This window comes from Bradyrhizobium sp. HKCCYLRH1034, assembly GCF_051168375.1.
Classification (GTDB): domain Bacteria; phylum Pseudomonadota; class Alphaproteobacteria; order Rhizobiales; family Xanthobacteraceae; genus Bradyrhizobium.
On record NZ_JBNPUW010000018.1, the window covers coordinates 91,998 to 108,918 of the forward strand.

Annotated in this window: 13 protein-coding genes and 1 tRNA gene; 7 read left to right on the forward strand and 7 right to left on the reverse strand. The window is 64.1% G+C overall.

Annotated features, from left to right (window positions below):
* Positions 1-18: 18 nt before the first annotated feature.
* Positions 19-103, forward strand: a tRNA-Leu gene (locus ACQR0W_RS30930).
* 374 nt (positions 104-477) lie between these two features.
* On the opposite strand, the gene ACQR0W_RS30935 is transcribed toward ACQR0W_RS30930, so the two are convergent.
* From ACQR0W_RS30935 to ACQR0W_RS30965, 7 genes are all read right to left on the reverse strand, one after another.
* Entirely contained in the window at positions 478-1,500 is a 1,023-nt protein-coding gene (locus tag ACQR0W_RS30935; protein ID WP_316170803.1) for a hypothetical protein, read from the reverse strand.
* Between the two features lie 57 nt (positions 1,501-1,557).
* A complete protein-coding gene (locus ACQR0W_RS30940) occupies positions 1,558-2,715 on the reverse strand; it encodes a hypothetical protein (RefSeq protein WP_316170802.1) in 1,158 nt (385 codons plus the stop codon).
* A gap of 46 nt (positions 2,716-2,761) precedes the next feature.
* Positions 2,762-3,010, reverse strand: coding sequence for a hypothetical protein (locus ACQR0W_RS30945; RefSeq protein WP_315826591.1), 249 nt, complete (start codon positions 3,008-3,010; stop codon positions 2,762-2,764).
* Between the two features lie 91 nt (positions 3,011-3,101).
* Positions 3,102-4,118: a hypothetical protein gene (locus tag ACQR0W_RS30950; RefSeq protein WP_315826590.1), complete on the reverse strand. Its 1,017-nt coding sequence runs from the start codon at positions 4,116-4,118 to the stop codon at positions 3,102-3,104.
* Positions 4,119-4,219: 101 nt separating this feature from the next.
* Positions 4,220-4,525, reverse strand: a complete 306-nt coding sequence (locus ACQR0W_RS30955) for a hypothetical protein (protein WP_315716237.1) — start codon at positions 4,523-4,525, stop codon at positions 4,220-4,222.
* Between the two features lie 260 nt (positions 4,526-4,785).
* Entirely contained in the window at positions 4,786-6,903 is a 2,118-nt protein-coding gene (locus ACQR0W_RS30960) for a S8 family serine peptidase (RefSeq protein WP_316170801.1), read from the reverse strand.
* Positions 6,904-6,920: 17 nt separating this feature from the next.
* The gene (locus ACQR0W_RS30965; RefSeq protein ID WP_316205791.1) at positions 6,921-8,156 is read right to left on the reverse strand and encodes a phosphatase PAP2 family protein; all 1,236 of its coding nucleotides are present in this window, start codon (positions 8,154-8,156) and stop codon (positions 6,921-6,923) included.
* Between the two features lie 119 nt (positions 8,157-8,275).
* Between ACQR0W_RS30965 and ACQR0W_RS30970 the strand changes: the two genes are divergently transcribed.
* The 6 genes from ACQR0W_RS30970 to ACQR0W_RS30995 all read left to right on the forward strand — a co-directional run bounded on the left by ACQR0W_RS30970 (position 8,276) and on the right by ACQR0W_RS30995 (position 16,905).
* Positions 8,276-9,979, forward strand: a complete 1,704-nt coding sequence (locus tag ACQR0W_RS30970; protein ID WP_316170800.1) for a hypothetical protein — start codon at positions 8,276-8,278, stop codon at positions 9,977-9,979.
* Positions 9,980-10,278: 299 nt separating this feature from the next.
* Entirely contained in the window at positions 10,279-11,778 is a 1,500-nt protein-coding gene (locus ACQR0W_RS30975) for an AfsR/SARP family transcriptional regulator (protein WP_315751492.1), read from the forward strand.
* A gap of 199 nt (positions 11,779-11,977) precedes the next feature.
* Complete coding sequence (locus ACQR0W_RS30980; RefSeq protein ID WP_315826586.1) at positions 11,978-13,234, forward strand: cytochrome P450; 1,257 nt, start codon at positions 11,978-11,980, stop codon at positions 13,232-13,234.
* 82 nt (positions 13,235-13,316) lie between these two features.
* The gene (locus ACQR0W_RS30985) at positions 13,317-14,396 is read left to right on the forward strand and encodes a PEP/pyruvate-binding domain-containing protein (RefSeq protein ID WP_315751486.1); all 1,080 of its coding nucleotides are present in this window, start codon (positions 13,317-13,319) and stop codon (positions 14,394-14,396) included.
* A 43-nt stretch (positions 14,397-14,439) separates the two neighbouring features.
* Positions 14,440-16,248, forward strand: a complete 1,809-nt coding sequence (locus ACQR0W_RS30990) for a PEP-utilizing enzyme (RefSeq protein WP_315751484.1) — start codon at positions 14,440-14,442, stop codon at positions 16,246-16,248.
* 54 nt (positions 16,249-16,302) lie between these two features.
* On the forward strand, positions 16,303-16,905 hold the full coding sequence (locus tag ACQR0W_RS30995; RefSeq protein ID WP_315826585.1) for an HD domain-containing protein: 603 nt from the start codon (positions 16,303-16,305) through the stop codon (positions 16,903-16,905).
* Positions 16,906-16,921 lie beyond the last annotated feature (16 nt).

Here is a 16,921-nt window from a genome sequence, read left to right on the forward strand (position 1 = left end):
TGCACAGGCCCGGCGAATGCCCCTGTGGCGGAACTGGTAGACGCGCTCGACTCAAAATCGAGTTCCGCAAGGAGTGCTGGTTCGATTCCGGCCAGGGGCACCATTTGGGCGTTCGCCCGCATCCGCCGACGTTCGTTTCCCCCTCAAAATCAAAGATCGACCGCCGTCTGCCCGTCACCGGCGTCCGCCCGTTTTGTTGGTATCCGCCCCCTCTGCTGGTATCCTTGATGGTAGCGCGCGGGGGTCATGATATCGCGAGCCTTGGGTGGAATCGAACCTATGCCGGCCAAATCCGCCCCCTATTTCCGGCACCTGAAGCCGGCAACGAAAGACTACAAGCGCTCAAATGAAGGCGGGCTCTTCATGCTCGTCACCGCGACCGGATCGTAACTTTGGCGCTTCGCCTATTGCTACGACGGCATGCAGAAACCGCTCGGAAACTAACCTCCATAGGCTTCCTTCGCTGACAAGCGTGGGTCAGTCAGACGCTGGTGGAAGCCCCAACTCGGGGATCCTGTCGCGCTGCGGATCCTGGAAGTCGAACAGCATGCGGCCAGGGATCTTGCCAATCTCGAGATTTTCGATGAGGAACGCGCGAACACCGAAGTGGCCCTTGAAGTCCTGTCGCACCTTGTCCCAGTCCGAGAAGGCGCAGAACTTCTCCTTGGGAATCGTGCAGGGTTGGGTCGGTGGATTCTTCTGTGAGAAGCCGAGCGGATGCCAATCGCGGTAGAGGCCGCCGACGAGCTCCTTGGCGGCGTAGTGCCCGCAGAAGAAGGTCTGCGCCAGCTCGCAATAATGCGGGTAGAACGGCTTGAAGTTGTCGATACGGTAGGTCTGAATGCCGGTGTCGCCGAACTCCCTGAGCTCCGCGTCGTGAAGCTTGCCGGGCTTGAGAAAGCGATCCTCCGGCGCAACGCCGGCCTCGACATTGCTGACGACCTGCAACAGACCCCGCGCATTGGCCGGATAGAGATCGATCTGCAAGGGAAAGATCACGACTGATACACGGTAGCCGGCGACGTAGCCGATGCCGAACAGGTCGAGCGCTTCCTTGACCGTATGACCCTTCAACTCCTCGTAGTCGGCGACGAAGGAATACTTCTGCCGGGGCGGACCGAGCTGGGTCAGCGCGTCGATGCCGAGGGCGGCATCGGAGGGGCTGCGCGAGATCATGCGGATGACGTAGCGCACACGTCTGTTGCTGGCGAGATCGTCGATCGCTTCATTGACCGACTTCCTGCGAATCGGATCCTGCGACACGTAGAACAGCGCCAGCGACGGACCGGCCGCGGAGAACAGGATGCCACCAACCAGGCAAAGGAAGAACGCCGCCTTGAAGAACGAGGTGACCTCTTCCGGTTTTGACCTGAGCGCGATGCAGGCGAACACCGTGGTGATGAGCAGCAGGATCAGTCCGACCGCCAGCAGCGCTGCGGTCGAGGATGAGGCGAGCACGAAGCTCAGCACCTGAACGAAACCATCGATGGCCTTGTCCATATCATCTCCCTCCGTCGTGAAGCCGTAGAGCTTCCAAACCCAGTCATGACTGCCAGCTCAGTCCTTGTCGGCGGTGCAGCGTCCGCCCGAGAAGCCAGCGAAGGCGGCACAGGTCTTGAAATTGAGCGAGAGCTTGTACAGGTCCGTTCGCTTGGCCGTCTCCTCGTTGCGCCCCTTCTGATAGGAGAAGGCGAGCGCGACGTTCGGGTTGACGTCGTATTTGATCGTGCTGTCGAGCCAGCTGCCGCTCTGCCCGGAATAGACCTCGCGCCACCAGTGATAGGTAACGGCGCCGCTCAGACCGGCGAGCGGCTCGGCCCAGGCCGGCAGCGCGGTGCCGAAGTCCGCAACGCGGAACAGAAACGTCGCTTCGGGGCCGATGCGCAGCGAGCGGCCGAGACCGGAGAAGCCGATCGGTACGACACCGCCCTGGCGCTCGTCATATTGCACCTTGAGGTCGGGACGGAAATTGGTGGTCACGAAGGTGCCCGGAATCTGCCGGCTCACGCGGAGATACATCGGCATCCATTCGAGCTTGGCCTGCCCAGTGGTTCGGTTCAGGATCCCGTCGCGGGTTTCGAGCCAGCTGCCGCGGACATAGTCGGCGCCACCGATCGGGTTGATGAATCCGACCTCGGCGCTGCCGCCGACGGTGATCGCATCCCGGCTGTCGTCGCTTGCCGCGGCGGAATGCGCTTCCTTGTCGACCTTCACATAGGACGCCAGGCTGGCACCGATGAAGCGCGAGTAGTCTTCGTTGAGATAGCTGTAGGCGAGACCGACCAGTCCATTGACCTGCCAGATCGTGTCGGCGGCCGTGTTGTTGCGCGCCCAGGACAATTCCGCACCCGTCGCCTTCTCATTGGACTGCGGCTTGCCGAACATGTCGACATCGGCGAAGTCCTTGCGCACGAACCAGATGAAGTCGCTGACCGGCGCGGGCCCGGGCGCCGTCTTCACCGCCAGCGCTGCGGCTGCGGCCGACGCCCGCTGCGGGCGCGGCGTGGCGGCGACGGGCCACTGCTGCCCGCAGGCTTGTTTCAGGCGCTTGTGCGCATAGTCGCGCGCGATCGCCGTCCAGTCCGGCTCGGCCGCGGGGGCGGTCTTGTAGCACGCGAAGATGTCGTCAGCAGCTGCCGCCTCGGCTGCGGCCTGCGCCGCAAGGATGCCGCCCGCGACGACGACGGTGAGACTGGCGAGGCTCATGCGCTTCATCGGTACCTTCCTTCATGTGGTGGGCTGGATCCCGCCGGTGCCCGCCTCAGTTTCCGGCGGTGCGGACCTTCTGGTAGATCAGCGTCACGATATCCTTCACCAGTTCGCAGCCGGCGAACTCACTCGGCGTGTAGCTGGCGCGGCGCCACCCCCGCAGATGCCGGCCGATGTCGTAGATGTCATAGGCATCCAGGCCGAGATCGCCGGCGAGCGAGGTCGCCTCGGTCGCCGAGGGCCACTGGCGATGGAAATAGTCGAGGACGTATTGCTCCACTCTGTCGCGCGTCGTCGTCATGGATTGCTCCGGGATTGAGGAATTGGGCCCGCGCGCTGGCGGACGAAACCTGCAGGACGCGGCCTGCAGGTTTCATCCGCCGCTCGCCGCATCACTTGCCAAACAGAGGACCGACGGACGGAAGAATGACCGCCGTGACCGTTCCCTTCGCACCGTCCGCAGACGGATTGCCGAAGCCGAGGTTTGCAGGCGACGGGAAATTGCCTGGCGACCCTCCGCCTGTGCCCTTGCACCAGCCATTGGCCGGCGCGCCCTGGCCTCCGGGGCCCGGATTGCCCGGGCTGCCGCCCCGACCTGGGAGTCCGGCCCTCCCGCCGACATTGTTGATCCGCGAATAGCTCAGGACTTCGTAGGCAGGTCTGGTCGTGACGAAGATGAGATCGGCACCTTGTCCCCCAGCGCCGGCGTCACCGCCGCGTCCTCCGGGACCGGCAGCGCCTCCCGTCCCGCCGGGGCCGCCACCCTCCTTGCAGTCGAACAGGCTCGTAGCGCCCTCCTTGCCGTTTCCGGCCCGGCCGCCGTTGCCGCCTTTCCCCCCGGTCCCACCATCGCCGCCGTCAATGCCGCGGAAGAGAAGGACGAGGTTGAGAAGACCAGCCGGGATCGGCCCTTTCGGATCGGAGAGTTCTCCGGCGACCAGATAGACGTCGGGCAGTTGCCGGGTCTGTCCGGCCACGGCAGGCCCGCCAGGGCCGCCGGGGTAACCGGGATTGCCAGTCCGGTTGGTCTCGCCGGGATTGTCGGCGCCATTGGGACCTGCGGGGCCGTCACTGCCGACGGCGGCCACGGCCTGCGGATCGCGCTGGATGATGCTGTAGGTGTCCGGGTTGGCGAACTTGATGCGTTGCGCGGCCACCACGATGTAGGGATAGTTCAATCCGGTCAGCGTCAGCTTTGCCCCCGCCGCGAAGGAAATCTCATCCGCCTTGATGATCTGCTGCGCGAATTTCTCCTCGCCGCTGATCGGAATCAGCGTCTGCGTCAGCGGAGCCGCCTTGATCGCGGCCGCGATGTCGGGCGGCAGTGAGCCTGTCGGAATCTGCTGTTGCGCCAGAGCGACGCTGGGCAACAGCATGGCGGAGCAGGCCATCAGTCGAAGACTCTTCATCTGCAATCTCCTCACGTCATCATGGATTGTTTGAACCAGCGGCCCGCTTTCGAGACGTCGCGCCTGGACGGCGAGCAGTCATCCATGTCGCCGAATAGCGCCTAGCGAGATCCCGGAATCGGGAAGCGGACGTTTCCCTCGGCGCTGTTCCGGGTCACGTTGCCGCCGAGCGAGACATCGCGGTTGACGTTGAGCCGCGGCTCGTTGGTGGAAGGATCACGGCTGATGTTCGGATAGTTGGTCGGAGGCGGGGCTGGAGCGCGGAAGTTCTGCAACCGCTCGCTGTCGGTCTGTTGATGCGGCTGATAGGTCGGCACCAGGTCCTTGAGGTTCTGACCGGAGGCCTGGGACATCAGCAAGGGCGAGATGATCAAGCCCATCACGATACGGATATTGGATCTGCGCATTGAATCCTCCTGTGTCTCGTTTGCACGGGAGGAACTATGCCGAGGCGGTGTGAGACGATCGTCAGGACATCGCAAGAGCATCGTCAAAAATGCATCGGAACGACGCCATCTGCACTCACGCACTTGCGCTATCGCGCGCGTCGGCAAGGGCGCAGCGCAAGAGGCATCGGATTCAGGCTGGGAGTCGAGGCGCGCGGCTGTGCTGGCTCACTGTCTGCCAGCATGCTGCGATTGCGCGGCGGCGAACCAGGGAGTCGGGCTCACCGCAAGTTTGGGCTGCGCGGATAGGTCCGCGGCGGCAGGCCGGGGTGGCCGCTCGCACGCAGGATGAAACTGCCGATACGGGCATGGTCACACGGCGAAGTGGCGACCGCGTCCTGCTTGATCGGCTCGAGCACGGCGGCGCCCGGCGGCGGGATGTCGGAGCTGGCCACGGGACCGTCGGTCACCGCAAGCGACGCAAGCACCGGGCCCGGTTGCAGCGATGCGAGATAGTCTGCGAGCCGACGTACGAGTTGCGGCGCTGCCACGCTGGTGCCGCGCATCGCCACCACCGAACCGCTCCGGGTACCGGCCGCGAGCACGCCCCAATGCGCGGGCCCCTGGTCGGCGATGGCAGCACAATCGGGCTCGGCGCGCCCCGGCGTCGGACCGCTCGCCGTATAATCCGTCGGCTGGCCCGCGGCATCGACGGCGCCGACCACGAGCGCGCCCGCACCGGTCGCGAGCGCCGACAGTGTGTCCTCGCGAGTCATGGGGCAGCCGCTGCTGTCCGGATCGCTGTAGCTGCCATCCAGCGCCGCACGCTGATAGCCCCCTGCATGATCGAAATAGGACTGACGTCCATGCTGCACGTAGCCCAGCGGGGTATCGTCGCGCTGGATGTAGAGATGTGCGGTCAGCGGCGCCTCCGATCCGTTGGTGATGGAAAGCCGCCAGCGTCCGGCCGGCGCCGGTTGCCTCACGCTCCAGCGCGCGGTGGTCGGATTGACCGACAGATGAAAGCGGACGCGGTCGGGCTGGCCGGCCACCTTGGCGAGGTGGCCATTGATGGCGGCGATCGGCTTGCCGTCATCCTCCAGCACCTGCACATCGCCATCACCGAATCCATCGATCTTGCGCGGCACATCGCCGGGCGGCGTCAGGCTGACGCCGACGCGCGGCCATTGCTGCGCGATCGCTTCGCCGTCGAGCCAGATCTCGAGATGATTGGACGTACCGTCATCCGGCAGCATGATCCAATCGATCTGATCGGAGGCGCCGGGCTGCACAACCATCCGCCCCGTCGTCCGCTCGCGATAGCTGTTGCCGGCCGGCAGCACCAGATAGGTCGGGCCGCCGCGTTGGTTGCGACGCTCGATCATCCGCGACAGAGCCTGCTCGATCTCGTGGCTGCCGTTCTTGGGGCCGGCCGCGATGCCATAGCTGAAATTGATGACGAGCGGCAGCTTCGGGTTGATCCGGTCGGCCCACAGCATGATCTGGCGCGCCCCCTGCAGCACGTAGCTCGCCATGGTAACGCCGGTCGTATCGCCGGACACCGGCGACGGCAGTTGCACCGCCAACAGAGGCCGCTTGCTGCCGATATCCTCCGCGGTCGGATCGTAGCCGCCGGAGAGATCGAGGATGTGTGTGCCGTGCGAGACGCGTTGCGCCAGCGGCTTGCGTTGCTCATTGCCGAAATCGGTCATGCCGAACGCGCGATAGATGTCGGCTTCGCTTGCATTCGCCGCAAACAGCACGTCGAGCTCCTCGCCGGTGAGCCGCTGCCCGGCGGCGACGCCGAAATCCGTGGTCCGGCGCTCGACATCCTGCAGCCAGATCGCTCGGATGCGCGATCTGCCGCCCCTGCTGCGAAAACGGCGGTTGGCAAAGGCGATGCCGTCATCGATGACGCCGATAGCGACCTGCCGCGTCAAATCCGTCAACGGCTTGCCGAGATCGGTCGGCGCGGCGATGACGGAGTCGAAGCGCAGGCCTGGAATCGGCGGGCCGACATGGATCGCGGTGAAGAGACCGTTGGCGGCAGTGCGATTGGCGATGTCTTCGGGCCGGTAGATGAAGAACTGCACATCGCGCGGATCGTTCGGCGGCGGGACGCGACCGATGCGGATGTCGTCGATCAGCTTCGTCAGCAGATCGAATTCGTCGGCCGACATGCGGATGGTCAGCGCGTCAGCAGGCTCGTCCGGCTCGTGGCCGGCGGCCACGATGGCGGCCAACTGGCCGAGATGGGCCACATAGCTGCCGTTGGCCTCCGGCAGCAGTTGGATCTGCACGCTGCACCAGTCCAGCCTCTTGCCGAGCGGCCTGTTGCGCAACTCCCAGTCCAGATAGGGATTGGCTCGTTCGGCCCGATCTCCTCGCCAGTCTCTCATGCGCCTGTCCTTTCGTGTCAGCCGACGATCAGGCGGCACTCGGCAAGCGCCTGCGTCCAGAGATGCTGCAAGATCGGCGAGGCTGGAACGGTCGATGGCGTGCCGGCCTCGATGATCGCGCCGCCGCCACCCTGCTCGCTGGCGACGTTCGCAGCAGCCGATCGCCTGTAGGACATCGCCAGCACATCGTCGTAGCGGAAATCGTCGTTGAACCCCCGCCCGTCGAACTTGCGCATCGTGACCTGGCCGCAGCCAGAGCAGCGCGCAATGAACAGCTCCGCCAAGGTCCAGCCCAGCACCATACCGGCCACGCTGTCGACCGGAAAATGCACGCCGGCGACCGTCCGGTTGATGGCAATGCGCTCGGCGTGGCGCATCAGCTGCACGAACACTGGATCGGTCGCATCGACATCGTCTCGCCCGGTCCTCGCCTTGCGCATGAGGGCGTTGATCACGAAGGCCGCAGCAAAGGATTCCGTGGCATGGCCGCTCGGCAGCGACCCATGCCCCGGCGTCTGGATCATCGGCTGTATCTGCGGTGAATATTCGATTGGGCGCCGGCAGGTGAGCGCATGCTTGACCCGCATTTCGATCGTGGTCGTCACCTGCAGGATCAGCGCCAGCAGCTCGGCGGTGTGCGGGCTGCGGCTCGGATTCCAGTATCCGACCAGGCCCAAGAAGCTGGTGAAATCGTGCAGCTCGGCCAGGATCTCGCTACTGCGTTCCATCCGGAGCGCGGCATAGTTGAACACCCAAGCCGCTTGTTCGGCGAAGTCCGAGGCATTGGGACGGATCATGTGCACGATCGGCGTGAACGTCTCATCGCTGCGGCCACGGTACTGAAGCGAGATCGAGGTCTCGCCTTCGTCATAGACAAGGCCCGACAACAGCTCGCCAGCGAAGATGCGCAGTCGCACGTCGCGCGACCAGCGATCGAGCGCCTCTGGCCCGGCAGTATAGTGATCAGGCGTGTGTGACGGCTGGTTCCAGTAGCCGACGACGCCCTCCCGGCTGGTAATCAGCGCGCGTGCACGCGATGAGGCGCGGACACGGCGGCCTTCGCCGCTCTCACCGCTTTCGCCGCTTTCGCCGCTCTCACCACTTTCGCCGCTTTCTCCGCTCTCACCGCTTAGCCATGCCATCTGCCGCCTCCCTGCCTGGCCCGGCGGACTTGCTCCGCCCGTTACCACTGAATGGTCGTTTTGACGGCACGCGCGGTCAAGCCGCCGGCCTTCGAAATGACGGCGTTTCACGGATTTTTCACGTTGACAGCAAGGGTGTTGGAGACTTCACTACTCAATCATTGGTTTCCGTATTTTCACGACTGATTACATCATGGTTGTGGGCGACGAATGTGAGCTCAGATCCAAAATTGCTGATCAAGCTTCTTGGTCCGTTCCGCGTGGTCAAGGCTTCTGGCGAGGATTGCACGCCTAGAGGACGCAAGGCTTGCGCCCTCATTGCGATGTTGGCGCTGGCGCGTGAGCACAAGCGGTCGCGGGTCTGGATCCAGGACAGGCTCTGGGGGAGCCGCGGCAAGGAGCAAGGCGCGGCCAGCCTTCGCCAAAGCCTGACCGAAATCCGCAAGGCGCTGGCCGACTGCCGCTCCCTGCTGTGCGCCGACAGCTTCGTCATTTCGCTCGATCCAAAGCTATTTGAGACCGACATCGCCCGTTACGCTGCCGCGTCGCCGCAGCAGGAGATGGCGCCTCCCCAAGGTGAGCTTCTTGAAGGCTTTGACATTGCAGAGGAGGAGTTCGAGGATTGGCTGCGCGAGGAGCGTGCGCGATTCCAGATGCACGTCGCGCCGTCGCCTGACCTCCGCCACGCTGCCAATCTCGCGACCGATCTTGCAGCGCACCTGCAGCCCGCCGATGAGCGGCCCTCGCGAAACCGAATCGTCCTGATCCCCGGCTGCCGGACAGGCCCGTCGGATACTGCGGTCGTGACGGACAGCCTCGTCGATTCCATCGCCAAGACGATCAAGGAACTGGGCGTAGCCACGATCCAAGACCGGCGCGACATGAGCGCGTCGGCGGCCTGGCCGGCGGACACTTTGCCTGGCGATGGCCCGATTGGTGACGATGGCTCCTCGGCCGGCACGCTCTCCCTGCGTTCTGATGTGTTCGGATCTGACACGAGCAAGATCGTTCGGCTCGCGCTGTTGCAGCGCCCTGCCAACACGCTGGCATGGTCGTCGACATTGCAGATCAACGGCGAGGGTACGCTCGACCTGAACGACACCAATGTGATGAGAACCATCAACCTGGTGGTCAACTTCGCCGTCGATCAACTCGCTCATATCAAGGATGGCGCTCCGAGGTCTGCCTCCCATCTATGCTATGCTGGTATCCTGCGCCTGTTTCGACTTGGCAGAGCCAACTTCGAGTCCGCCGACAAGCTGTTCGCGGCTGCTTTCGCGGCCGAGCCACGCGGCATCTATCTCGCGTGGCGCGCCTATTTGCGCACCTTCATGCTCGCCGAGCGCCAATTCAACTGCCGCCAGACGCTTGAGGCGGAGGCTTTCGATCTGATGTACCGGGCGCTGGAGCTCGAACCCTACAACTCCTATGTTGCTGGCCTGAGCGCGCATGTCCATTCCATGATGCGACGCTCGTATGTTGCCGCCTATGAGCTGGCCGAGCGAGCCATTCAACTGAACCACGCCAACCCGATCGCCTGGGCCTGCCTGGGAATCGCAAAGAGCTATCTCGGCAAACCAGAGGACGGCTTCCAGCACACATTGCTTGCCCGTACGATCGCTGGTGCGGCACCTTTCCGTTTTCAGCTCGATGCCCTGAGCTGCATTGCGGGGACCATGGCGGGAGAACTCGACAAGGCCGTCCATCTTGCAGAAGCCAGCCATGCTCTTGCTCCGACCTTTGCTCCACCCTTGCGATATTTGTCAGCTCTCTATGCCCATAATGGGCACCGTGAGCTTTCTTTCGAGATGGTTCGCAAGCTGCAGACAACGGAGCCGGACTTCTCATATGACAAGCTGAGGGATAAAGCCTACCCCGCGGCTGGCCTCCATCGAACATCAATCATCAACTCGCTGCCAGCCCGACAGTTCTAGCGGCGTCACACTTCATCCGAGAGACCATGGAGCGGCAATCCACGAGCGCCTGACGGTCTAGAGGAGCCTCGCGTTGAGGCAATCAGCTCCGCTGGCGTGCTCAATCCGCATCTCGTTCCCGCAAACCCGAACATGCATCGTCGCTGAAAGCGATTCATTTCGCTGCCGCATTTCACGGCTTCTGGATCTCGCCAGCTTGCAGGAATGCTCGCGAAACAGGGCCTTGAAACCTTCCGGCGGCCGCTCTTAGACTACCTCCAGTCTGCTGACTGCAATGGGGTTGCCGCGGGTGAGTACCCATGACCAAGAATAGTTGTGTCAACCTCGCGCTATTCGCGACGCAGCAAAAGCTTCTTTTTGCGGACTTCTTCAAGCTTTACCAGACTGTCGCACAGCCCTGCCGGATCTTCGTGATCGCGGCGGACGTCAACGCGGTCGCGCGGGTCGAGAAGCTCGCAAAGCGCATCAACAAGACCGGATTCGTCGAGGGCAAGAGCTTTGTCGAGATGGCGCTGCTGCGGGTGCCGATCTCGTTTCGAGATGTCGCAGGCCGAATCGAGAGGTGGGTGGCCCCAACCCGCAAACAAGGTCCTGCCCTGCTCGTCGTCGACATGAGCTGGGGCCTCGAGACCAACTCGGCGACGGCCAATTTCGAGGGTTGGCCCGCACTTGCGGAAACGCTCACCCAGCAGTCCGAGGTCTCGATCGCCTCTCTCTATAACCGCCGGGTGCTGATCGACGAGCAGTTGCTCGTCGCGCTGCGCGGCCATCCGCAGATCCTCACCAGCGCCGGACTCGTGGACAATCCGCATTGGCTGCCGTCGCGGCTGCAGACGCGCGGCGCATTGCGCGAGCAGGTCGATTTCTGGCTCGGCGCGATCGCGCCGGAGTTGCGGATCGGGACATCGGTGGCCGCGCTGCACGCAGCCGAAGGCGCCGACCCCATGTGGCTGTTGCGACGATCGGCGGAAGAGCCCAGTACAGTTCATCTCGACAGCCGCGACCGCTGGAAGATCCGCTGCTTCGGACGCTTGCGGATCTATCGCAACGACGGCAGCCAGGTGAACTGGGACCCGCCCGGCGGAGCGACCCGCAAGACTAAGACCCTGTTCGCCTATCTGCTGCAGAAGGGCGGCCATGGCGCAGCCACCGACGAGCTTGCGGATCTGCTCTGGCCCAACGCCGAGGACATTGAGGCTGCGCGTAACCGCCTCTATCACACCGTGCGCTATCTGCGGCTGGCGCTCGGCCAGCCCAACGGACGCGACGAGACGCGCAACTATGTCCGGCGCGAGGGATCGCGCTACGTGCTGGTTCCCCCGGAGCGCAGCTGGCTCGACATCTCGACCTTCGAACAGCTCTGCCGTCAGTCCCAGGGTCACATCAAGGCCGGCGCGAGCGACGAGGCGCTGATCTGTCTGCAGGCGGCGGACCGTCTGTACACCGGAGACCTGTTCGAGGACATTCCGGTCGAGTACGCCGACGATGGCGAGCGCGACTGGTGCTGGAGCAAGCGCTATTGGCTGCGCGACATGTTCTTCAAGGTGCAACGCGACGCGGCACGGATCTATCTCGAACGCAACGACCACTCGGCCGCGCTCGCGCATTGCCAGAAGGCGCTGGCGATCGACCCCTTGTGCGAGATGGCGCATGCCGAGGCAATGCAGGTGTTCAAGGCGCAAGGCCGACGCGAGGCGATCGACCGCCAGTTCAAGCTGTACCTCGACTCGCTCAAGCATTTCGACAACCGGCCGAAGAGCGCCTCGCTTCAGGAGCTGCACCGCAAGCTCACGGCGTGAGGCCGCTCGTTCGCGACCGGCTCGGTCACACGACCTTTGCCGGCCAAGCCATGCGCCATGGGGGGGGTGCCGCCGCCAGCAGAATTGACGATTTATCTCAATTTACCATAGAGTTAGGGGCTAAAGAAAACCCAAAGGCCGCCGCTTAGAGTGAGCCCATGACAACGTCGCCGGCAAAGGCGGCGAATGGGAGGACGACATGCCAGGTTCGGCAGCTCAGCTGGCGCGGTGCCCCTATAGCGACGCCGCCAAAGACTTCGATCCCTTCGAGATGCGCGATCCGTTCCCGTTCTATGAATGGGCCCGCGCCGAGGCGCCGGTCTTCTTCTCCGACGAGCTGAAATACTACGTCGTCGCGCGCCACGCCGACATCAAGGCCGTGTTCGACGACTGGCGCACATTCTCCTCGGAGAACGCCCAGGCCCCGCTTCGCCCGATGTGCGAGGAAGGCAAGCGCATCATGCGCGAGGGCGGCTTCACCGCCTATTCCGGCCTGTCGGCGCGGGTACCGCCCGATCACACCCGCATCCGCAAGCTGGTCCAGGGCTGCTTCGGGCCGCGTCGGTTCAGGGCGATCGAGCCGGAGATCAAGGCGATCGTCAACCAGGCGATCGATGCCTTCGCCGATCGCGGACATGCCGACTTCTTCCGCGAGTTCGCCTATGATGTGCCGGCGCTGGTGCTGTTCAAGCTGGTCGGCATTCCCAATATGGACGTGCCGCGCGTGAAGTCGTGGGCGGTGAGCCGCGCGCTGCTGACCTGGGGCGACCTCAGCGACGACGAGCAGATCGTGCATGCGCGCAACATGGTCGAATACTGGACCTACTGCCGCGCGCTGGTGCGTCAGCGCCACGACGATCCGACCGACGATCTGCCGGGCGATCTGGTCCGACTCCAGAAGGACGGCGCCGAGATCAGCGACGAGGAGATCGCCGGCGTTCTCTACAGCGCACTGTTCGCCGGCCACGAGACCACGACGACCTTGATGGCCAACGGCATGCGCGAGTTGCTGCAGCGGCGCGACAACTGGGAAGCCATCATCGCCGAGCCGCAGCTCATTCCGAATGCGGTCGAGGAGTGCTTGCGCTTCAGCCCGTCGATCGTGGCTTGGCGCCGGCGCGCCCTGAAGGATACCCAGATCGGCGGCGTGACGGTGCCGAAGGATTCCAATATCCTCCTGCTCATCGGCTCCGCCAATCGCGACGAGGCGGTGTTCTCCGCGCCGACCCGTTTCGACGTCCGGCGCACCGACGCGAGAAGCCATCTGGCCTTCGGCTACGGCATTCACACCTGCGTCGGCCAGCAGCTGGCCCGAATCGAGTTCGCGATCGCGCTCGGCGAGCTGACCCGCAGGCTTCCTGGTCTCCGGCTCGCTGCCGACCAGACCATCGACTTCGTTCACAACATCTCGTTCCGCGTGCCGACAGCGCTTCGGATCGAATGGGACGTGGCCTGACACGACGATCGTCATTGGACCGCGTTTCACAAGCAACAACAAGTCCGGAGCCGATCCGGGCCATAAGGTGGGGAACAGACGCATGGGCGCCAACGCAGCCGCATCCTTCATCGTGCCGTTCGAAGACGCACGCGAGGACGACTTCCCGCGCATCGGCGGCAAATGCGCGAGCCTGGCGCGCATGATCGCACAGGGCGTGCGCGTTCCTGCGGGATTTGCGGTCGCGACCGACGCCTACGCCCTTCATCTTCGAAGCAACGGACTCGAGGCGACGATCAGCGAGCGCCTGTCGCGGATCGTGCTCGACGATGTCGATGACGAAGAGAAGTTGTCGCACGAGATCCGCGACGCAATCATGGCGCAGCCGATGCCGGGCGCGGTCGAGCAGGCGATCCGCGAGGCGTATCGCCGGATGTCGCCCGACGGTCAGTTGCCGGTGGCGGTGCGCTCGTCGGCAACCGCCGAGGATCTGCCTGACGCCAGCTTCGCCGGCCAGCAGGATACCTATCTCTGGGTGGTCGGCGAGGACGCCGTGGTCGAGAAGGTCAAGGCGTGCTGGGCCAGCCTCTTCAACGCGCGCGCGATCTCCTACCGTGCCGAGAACGGGCTCGGCCAGATCGACGTGCTGATGTCGGTCGGCGTCCAGAAGATGGTCAACGCCGCCGCCGCGGGCGTGGCGATGACGCTGGATCCGATCAACGGCGACCGCACCAAGATCGTGATCGATTCCGCCTTCGGGCTCGGTGAGCCGGTGGTCTCCGGCGAAATCACGCCCGACAATTTCGTCGTCGAGAAGGTGCTTCTGCAGGTCATCAAGCACCGCATCGCCGAGAAGGATTTCGAACTCGTCGCCGATCGCGCCGAGCGCCGGACCGTCGAGCGCGTAATCGCGCCGGAGCGCCGCACCCTGCCCTCCCTGACCAATGCCCAGGTGCTCGCCGTCGCCAGGCTCGCCAAGTCGCTCGAGCGCAGCATGGGCTGTCCGCAGGACGTCGAATGGGCGATCGACGCCGATCTCCCTGAAGACGAGAACCTCGTGGCGCTGCAGAGCCGGCCGGAGACCGTCTGGAGCCAGAAGAAGAAGCAGTCGACCGCGATCTACGAGACCGGGATTGCGGGTGTACTTGGAACGCTGCTGGCCCCGGTCCAGGCCAAGCGGTGAGCATCACGACAACAAGCAACAGAGAAACCGAGGGGAAACGACAATGACGGCGCATGCGAAATTCCCAAGTCCCTATGACCTGAAGACGCCGGTCGGCGCCGAGGGCTGGGAGAAGCTCTATCCCTATTATCTCCAGTTCCAGAACAGCCTGCGCGACAAGGAGGACGGCAAGTTCTGGTTCTGCGACTCGCAGCACTGGCCGAGCCCGTTCAAGCCGTTCGACGCCGTCACCGTGGAGTTCGCGGTCAAGTGTCTCGGCCAGTACAACACGCGGCACTATCTGATCCCGCCGGCGAACGGCGTCGAGTACCGCATCCACAATGGCTATTGCTACATGAGCCCGGTGGCGGTGGCGCCCGAGCTGATCGCTGGTCGCGTACCGCATTTCATGGAGCGCGCCGGCTACTACTTCCAGAACTGGGACCGCCTGCTGGCGAACTGGGACAAGAAGGTCCGCGCCAACATCGCCGATCTCGAGGCGCTCAATTTCGAGCCGCTGCCCGAAGCCGTGCCGCTGGAGTGGATCACGGCCGGTGTCGGCCTCGACAACACCTACGCGCTGATGGAGACCTACGACCGGGCGATCCAGCTGCTCTACAAGACCTGGCAGTACCATTTCGAGTTCCTGAATCTCGGCTACGCGGCCTATCTCGACTTCTTCAGCTTCATGAAGGGGCAATTCCCCACCATTCCCGATCAGGCGATCGCCAAGATGGTGCAGGGCGTGGAAGTCGACCTGTTCCGTCCGGACGACGAGTTGAAGAAGCTCGCCAAGCTCGCCGTGAAGCTCGGTGTCGCCGATGCCCTGAAGAGCGGATCGGTCGACGAGGCGCTGGCTGCGGTCGGCCGTGCGCCGAACGGCGCCGAATGGCTGACGGCCTGGAACGAGGCGCAGGATCCCTGGTTCAACTTCACCTCCGGCAACGGCTTCTACTCGACCGACAAGTACTGGATCGAGCATCTCGACATCCCGCTCGGCTATGTCAGGGACTACGTCGTCCGCGTGCAGCGGGGAGAGGAGATCGACCGGCCGACGGAGGCCATTGCCAAAGAGCGCGACCGCATCACGTCCGAATATGCCGAGATGCTCGATGCCGACGCCCGCGCAGCCTTCGAGGGCAAGCTCGGGCTCGCCCGGACCGTGTTCCCCTATGTCGAGAACCACAATTTCTACATCGAGCATTGGTCGATGAGCGTATTCTGGCGCAAGATGCGTGAGCTCGGCGCCATCTTCCGCGATGCCGGCTTCTGGAAGGACGCCGACGACCTGTTCTATCTGAACCGTCAGGAAGTCCGCGACGCGCTGTTCGACTACGGCAACGGCTGGGCCGTTGGCGCACCGGCGATCGGTCCGACCTATTGGCCGCCCGAGATCGAGCGGCGGAAAAAGATCCTGGCTGCGCTCGCGACGACGCCGCCGCAGCCCGCGCTCAACAATCCGCCCGATGTCATCACCGAGCCGTTCACGATCATGCTGTGGGGCATCACCACGGAGAGCATCGGCCGCTGGCTCGATGGCGCCGCCAACACCACCAAGCTGTCCGGCATGGCCGCTTCCCCCGGCATCGTCGAGGGCCGCGCTCGCGTGGTGCGCTCCGCCGATGAGCTCGGCCAGATCCAGCAGGGCGAGATTCTGGTTGCGCCGGTCACAGCGCCGAGCTGGGCACCGATCTTCGGCAAGATCAACGCGATCGTCACGGACATCGGCGGCATGATGTCCCACGCCGCGATCGTGTGCCGCGAATACGGGCTGCCCGCCGTCACCGGCACGGGACGCGCCAGCTCCTCGATCAAGAACGGACAGATGCTGCGCGTCAACGGCTCGACCGGCGAAGTGACCATCCTGTCCTGACCCAATCGAGAGAGGCCGGCGGCGCCGGCCTCTCTCCGCATATGGAGCATTGCAATGCTCGATAGGTCCGATGTCGGCAACCGCTATGACGAAGTCTGGCGCATCAGCGAGCCGTACATGCGCGCGCGCAAGAACGACGTCCACATTCCCCTGTCCTATGCCTATGCGCGCAAGCTGCTCGCTCAATATCCGGACGCAGACGAGGACATCGTTTCGCTCGCAATCATCCTGCACGACATCGGCTGGTACACGATCGACATGAAGGACATCATCGAGAAGGGATTCGGTCCCAACATGATGCAGTCCGATGTGCGCTTTCTCCACGAAAGCGAAGGCGTCCGCATGTCACGCGAAGTCCTCGAACAGGCCGATTGGCCGGAGGACATCATCGTCGCGGTCGGCGAGATCATCGACGGCCACGACACTCGCCCCTACCCGCGCTCGCTGAACGACCGGATCGTGCGCGACGCCGACAAGCTGTGGCGCTACACGACCACCGGCGTTGCGGTGGCCTGCGACTGGTTCAAGATGACGCCGCGCCAATATGCGTCGCGCCTGACGGCGCAGCTCGCCGTGCTCGAGACTGAAGCCGGACGACTCATGGCTGAGGAGGCGCTGGGCGAGACCCGAGCCGCGCTGATGCTCGACCTGATCTGAACGAGAGGTCGCGGAC